The sequence below is a fragment of the uncultured Holdemanella sp. genome (assembly GCF_934754935.1).
GTDB lineage: Bacteria > Bacillota_I > Bacilli_A > Erysipelotrichales > Erysipelotrichaceae > Holdemanella.
On record NZ_CAKVJB010000002.1, the window covers coordinates 99,943 to 106,107 of the forward strand.

Below are 6,165 nucleotides of genomic sequence, written 5' to 3' on the forward strand. Positions count from 1 at the left end.
AACTTCTTTATATTTTTCTTATACTAAAGAAAAGGAATAAGGAGTATATATGAAAAAGGGTTTAAAAGTATTTTTTGGAGCTGCCATTGTCATAACGGCTGTCGCATGCTCAACTTCAAATAATGAAGTAAAAGACACAAAAGAAAATGTCGTAGAAACAAAGGAAGATACAAGCGTTCCAAAAGAGTATCGTAATGCACTACATAAAGCTGAAAATTACAGTAAAATGATGCACATGTCCAAACAAAGAATTTATGATCAATTAACTTCAGAATATGGAGAAAAGTTTGATGCAGAAGCAGCACAATATGCGATTGACAATTTAAATGTAGACTACAATGAGAACGCATTAAAATGTGGTGAAAACTATAAGAAGACAATGCACATGTCAAAAGCTAGAATTTATGATCAATTAACTTCGGAAAATGGAGAAAAATTCACTGCCGAAGAAGCACAATATGCGATTGATAATATAAAAGCGATTATTTAGAAGCTGCCTTAAAATCTGCCAAGAATTATCAAGAAACTATGAGCATGTCAAAAGATGCCATCTACGATCAGTTGGTAAGTGATTATGGCGAAAAATTTACTGCTGAAGAAGCACAATATGCCATTGATAATTTAGATGACTAATCTTATACTAAAGGCATGAAACTCGCTATATTATTTCCTGGAATTGGATATCATACAGATAAACCATTACTATACTATTCAAAAAAGATATTAAAGAATATGGATTATGAAATCAAAGAAATACAATTTTCAAATCTAGACTTTGACTTAAACAAATCTAAAGATGAAGCGTATAAACAAGCCAAAGATCAAATTGAAAAAATGAATTTAAGCACATATGATTCCATTCTATTTATATCTAAAAGTATTGGAACCTATTGTGCAGCTAAACTTGCCCATGAATATAAGTTAACTGCTAATATCTATTTCACGCCATTAGATTTCACTTTGGAATATCTTCAACAAAAAGATCTAGTGTATTCTGGTACAAAAGATCAATGGGCTAATTTTGATAAGATCGAACAATATTGTATTTATCATCTTATTGAATTTCATAGTATTGTTGATGGAAATCATTCTTTAGAAACAGGAAATATTCAAACAGACATTGAGAATCTGAAACAAATCATGTATCGCGTAGAAACATTTATCCACAGCTTATAAAGCTGTGGATATTTTTAATTGATCTTTTAAACGCTCAAAATAATCCAATTGAAATTGAATACGATCCAACCACAATGCTTGTGCCGTCTTTGTTGTACATGTATAAGAAGCATATTCATTCAATGTCTGTAGCATTGAATCCACATACTGAATCTGTACATCTATAGGTTGTTTACTAAACTGCACGGCTTCTAGTGTTTCATATAGACGATACACACCTACACGATCAATATTATCCGCTTCCTGTACACTTAAAGTAAACGCATTGTATTCCCCTTCAAAATCCGCTTTTAAATCCACATGAATCGCAATCGCAAAACAAATATCATGAATACACTCTTTTGGATAGTCAATCGATTCAAGAAATTCACGAACCATTTTACTCGATACCCTTCCATGATTTTGCCACTCATCCTGCGTTTTGAACTGTGTACAATAACTTACATCATGCAAAAGACACGCAATCATTAAATCCTCTACATTCAACCCTTCTTTTTCGGCAATTTCCTTTCCAATATTTGCGACACGATACGAATGAGCCAAACGATACGTATCCTTTATCTTCAATTTCAAATAGTCTTGAGCCTTGACTAAGTTTTCCATATCTTCATTATACTATTTCTTTCAGAAATTTTCTGAAAAAGGTTTATGTTCATGGTATGATATACGAAAGGAGTTTTTTATTATGAAGTTAAATGTCAATTTAGAAAATCATTCATATCCAATATATATTGAAAGAAACGCAATTCAAAAAGTACATGAATATATTCCTGTATCAAGAAAGATTGCGATCATCACAGATACAGGTGTGCCTGAAAAATGGGTCAATATTGTCAAAGAACAATGTCTGGATTCTTTTGTATGCACGATACCACAAGGAGAACCATCCAAATGTTTTGATCAATATAAATATCTTTTAGAAGAAATGATTCAACACAACATGTCTAGAAAAGATGCGATTATCGCAGTAGGTGGAGGCGTAGTCGGAGATCTTGCGGGCTTTGTGGCTGCAAGCTACATGCGTGGCATTGATTTCTACAACATTCCTACAACCGTATTAAGCCAAGTTGATTCAAGTGTAGGTGGTAAAGTTGCCATAGATATGGGTTCCTATAAAAATATTGTAGGTGCTTTTTGGCAACCTAAAACCGTTATTATCGATTCAAACGTATTATCGACTCTTTCCCTTCGCCAACAACACAACGGTCTTTGTGAAGCACTTAAAATGGGGCTAATTCTAGATGATCATTTAGTCTCTTTATTTGAACAAGACACATTAGATATCGATGCGATTATTACGCGTTCCATTGAATTAAAGCGTGACGTTGTTCAACAAGACGAACGAGAAAGTAATCTTAGAAAGATTCTAAACTTTGGACATACCATTGGACATGCCATTGAATCGGCATATGGATTAAATACATATCTTCATGGCGAATGTGTAGCGATGGGTATGTTGTTCTTTATTGAAGATAAGCCATTAAAACAACGTGTATTAAATATATATAAGAAGCTAGATTTGCCTCAAGTGCCAGACTATGATACTTCCACATTATTAGAATATGTGACTCATGATAAGAAAAGCAGTCATAATACCGTATCTACAATTCTAGTAAAACAATCTGGTACTTATATCATCAAAGAACTTTCTTTTGAAGACATACAAAACGTATTAGAAAGAGGACCATATGAAAAATAACTTTGGTACAAATATATCTTGGACATTATTTGGTGAAAGCCACGGTCCTGCCATCGGCATCACATTAGATGGTCTTCCTGCAGGCTTTCAAGTGGATATGGAACAAATCAAAGCTGATATGGATAAGCGTAAGGCAACGGGTAAGATTTCAACACAAAGACATGAAGCTGATGAAGTGCATATTATTTCTGGAATGTATAACGGGTATACAACAGGTACGGCACTTACAATTATCATTGAGAATCAAAATACTAAATCAAAAGACTATTCTGCCTTCCATGGAAGATTACGTCCTGGACATGCTGATTTTACTGCCTTTGAAAAATACAATGGCTACCAAGACTATCGTGGAGGTGGACACTTTTCTGGAAGACTTACCGCATGCATTGTAGCTGCCGGAAGTATTTGTAGACAAATTCTAAAATCACAAGGAATCGTAATCGGTTCTCATATAGAAAGTTTATACACATTGTCGGATATTCCTTTTAGTCAAGACTATGATCTTTTAGAAAAACAGATCTTTGAAGTCAATGAGAAAACATTTGCGGTTATTGATGATCAAGTTAAAGATCAAATGATTCAAGAAATTGAAAAGGCCGCAAGCGAAGGTGATTCATTAGGTGGTATTTTAGAAACGGCTATTATAGGACTTCCTGCAGGACTAGGAGAACCGTTCTTTGATTCTGTAGAAAGTATTTTGTCCCACTTAATTTTCTCTGTGCCAGCCGTCAAAGGTGTATCTTTTGGTGAAGGATTTGGCTTTGCGAAACTAAAAGGATCTCAAGCCAATGATGCTTTCCGTTTTAATAATAAGATTGAAACACAAACAAATCATAATGCCGGCATCAATGGTGGCATCACAAATGGAATGCCAATAATCATTCATACTTGCATAAAGCCAACACCATCAATTTTTAAAACACAAGAATCTGTGGATTATCTTTCAAAAGAAAATGTCAATCTTCAAATCCAAGGAAGACATGATCCATGTATCTTACACCGTGCAAGAATCGTTGTAGATAGTGTTGTCGCATTTGGATTATTAGATCTATATATGTCTAGGCTTGCCGTTAAGCCACTTCAGGGGGATTTTGAATGAAAGTAAAAGTAACACCAAGTAAAGTAAGTGGAAACATAAAAATACCTGCATCCAAATCTATGGCGCATAGAGCATTAATCTGTGCCTCATTAAGTAATGGTACAAGTATTGTTTCCAATGTCACAAACTCAAAAGATATTGAGGCAACCGTTGGCTGCATGAAAGCTTTGGGAGCTAAAATTCAACAAATCGATGAAACTACGTATAAAGTAACTGGTACAAACCTTTTCAAACAAGCAGGAAACATTACGTGTAATGCGAATGAATCCGGTTCAACTTTACGTTTCTTGATTCCACTTGCTGCATGTACAAACGCCAAAGTCAAATTCTTAGGTCAAGGAAGATTACTTCAAAGGCCTATGGATGTATATGCGAATGAATTTAAGGAACAAAACATTGAATTTAATCAATCGGATAAAGAAATCATTGTGAGTGGAAATCTAAAAGCGAAAGATTATGTTGTACAAGGAGATATCTCAAGTCAGTTTATTACAGGTTTCATGTTTGTACTACCATTATTAAATCAAGATAGTACACTTACAATCACTGAACCTTATGAATCGAAGAGCTATGTCAATCTAACAATTCAAATGTTAGCTAAATTTGGCATTGAAATCATTGAAACAAGTTCAAATTCATATTTAATCAAAGGAAACCAACACTATAAAGCACAAGATGTTTCTGTAGAAGGAGACTTTTCTCAACTTGCGTTCTTTGCGGTATTAGGCACCTTAAATAATACTCTTTCATGTTCCAATATGGATATGCAAAGTAAACAAGGTGATAAAGCCATTTTAGATTGTATTCCTAGTTATACAAGTGAAAAGGATACTGTCACTTTCACAAAAAAACAGCCGATGCCACAAACCATCGACTTATCCAACTGTCCAGATCTAGGTCCTATTTTATGTGTTTTGGCAAGTTATACAAATGGTGAAACAAATATTGTGAATGCTGCACGTTTACGCATGAAGGAAAGTGATCGTATTGAGGCAATGGAAACCGAGCTTAAAAAATGGGGTGTGGACATTACTTCTACATTTGATTCCATTCAAATTCATGGTAAAGAACAGTATAAATCAAATAACACAATCGAAATCTTTGGACACAATGACCATCGTATCGTTATGGCCATGACTGTATTTGGATTATGTGCAGATTCTGAATGTATTATTGATGATGCTCAAGCCATCACAAAGAGTTACCCTACTTTCTTTGAAGATATTCAAAGTCTAGGTGGAAAGGTCGAAATTCTATGACAAACATTGCGATTATCGGACTTGGATTAATGGGCGCAAGTTTTGCGAAGAAACTAACACACTTAAACTACAACGTGTATGGTATTGATGTTTCCAAACAAACGATCGATAAAGCCAAAGAATTAAATATTATTGTAGATGGCAGCACAAATCCTTTAGATGTCATTTCAAAGTGTGATACATTTATCTTTTGTCTATATCCAACTAAAATTCTTCCTTGGATTGAAGTCTATCAGAATGATATTCCTAAACATTCGTTATTGATGGACATCAGTGGTGTTAAGACCAACATTGTCAAACCGATTCAAGATGTATTACGCGAAGATCTTGAATTATTGAGTATTCACCCTATGTGTGGTAGAGAATCTCGTGGTATAGAATTTAGTGATGAGACTATTTTTAAAGGTTCAAACTTTATTCTTGTTCCTACTCAGAAGAATAAAAATGAAACAGTTGAAGCCGTAAAAGAATTAGCTCATAAAATGGAATTTGGTAGAATTTGTACATTATCTATTGAAGAGCATGATAAAATGATTGGCTTTTTATCTCAATTGACCCATGTGATTGCGGTATCCTTAATGAATACGCATGATAATGCTCATCTTGTAGAATATACAGGAGATAGCTTTCGGGATTTAACGCGTATTGCGAAAATCAATGAAGATCTATGGACTGAATTATTTATCATGAATAAAGATATCTTATTAGATGAAATCAATCAGTTTATCGATTCAATCTCTCACTTTAGAGATTCTTTAGAACAAGAAGATACACAAGAAATGAAGCGTCTATTCATTCAATCTACAAAGCGTAGAGATAAATTTAATAAAACCGATGCGAAGAAGAGATAATCCTCCAATGTCATTAAGTTAAGAAATGACGGCTTCGAGGGGAACACAAAAAATGTGCTCCTCTTTTTTTTATGGAAAATT

At 34.1% G+C, this 6,165-nt stretch carries 8 protein-coding genes; 7 read left to right on the plus strand and 1 reads right to left on the minus strand.

Annotated features, from left to right (window positions below; genetic code table 11):
* Positions 1–49 precede the first annotated feature (49 nt).
* From Q0E86_RS01170 to Q0E86_RS01180, 3 genes are read left to right on the plus strand one after another with little or no spacing between them, the layout of a single operon-like run.
* Positions 50–490, plus strand: coding sequence for an Ltp family lipoprotein (locus Q0E86_RS01170; RefSeq protein ID WP_295754113.1), 441 nt, complete (start codon positions 50–52; stop codon positions 488–490).
* A gap of 38 nt (positions 491–528) precedes the next feature.
* Positions 529–633 carry an Ltp family lipoprotein gene (locus Q0E86_RS01175; protein WP_295754114.1) on the plus strand — a complete coding sequence of 35 codons (105 nt, stop codon included), beginning with the start codon at positions 529–531 and terminating at the stop codon, positions 631–633.
* Positions 634–648: 15 nt separating this feature from the next.
* Positions 649–1,176, plus strand: coding sequence for a hypothetical protein (locus Q0E86_RS01180; RefSeq protein WP_295754115.1), 528 nt, complete (start codon positions 649–651; stop codon positions 1,174–1,176).
* Here Q0E86_RS01180 and Q0E86_RS01185 read toward each other — a convergent pair.
* Entirely contained in the window at positions 1,171–1,779 is a 609-nt protein-coding gene (locus Q0E86_RS01185; protein WP_295754116.1) for an HD domain-containing protein, read from the minus strand. The genes Q0E86_RS01180 and Q0E86_RS01185 overlap by 6 nt on opposite strands.
* Positions 1,780–1,861: 82 nt before the next feature.
* Here Q0E86_RS01185 and aroB point away from each other — a divergent pair, with 82 nt between their 5' ends.
* The 4 genes from aroB to Q0E86_RS01205 are packed head-to-tail and all read left to right on the plus strand — an operon-like array spanning position 1,862 to position 6,084.
* Entirely contained in the window at positions 1,862–2,875 is a 1,014-nt protein-coding gene (gene aroB / locus Q0E86_RS01190) for a 3-dehydroquinate synthase (RefSeq protein WP_295754117.1), read from the plus strand.
* Positions 2,865–3,974 carry a chorismate synthase gene (gene aroC, locus Q0E86_RS01195; protein WP_295754118.1) on the plus strand — a complete coding sequence of 370 codons (1,110 nt, stop codon included), beginning with the start codon at positions 2,865–2,867 and terminating at the stop codon, positions 3,972–3,974. Before aroB ends, aroC begins: the two co-directional genes overlap by 11 nt.
* Positions 3,971–5,233 (plus strand): 3-phosphoshikimate 1-carboxyvinyltransferase, encoded by a 1,263-nt coding sequence (aroA, locus tag Q0E86_RS01200; RefSeq protein WP_295754119.1) that lies wholly within the window; start codon positions 3,971–3,973, stop codon positions 5,231–5,233. Before aroC ends, aroA begins: the two co-directional genes overlap by 4 nt.
* A complete protein-coding gene (locus Q0E86_RS01205; protein WP_295754120.1) occupies positions 5,230–6,084 on the plus strand; it encodes a prephenate dehydrogenase in 855 nt (284 codons plus the stop codon). Before aroA ends, Q0E86_RS01205 begins: the two co-directional genes overlap by 4 nt.
* Positions 6,085–6,165: the final 81 nt, after the last annotated feature.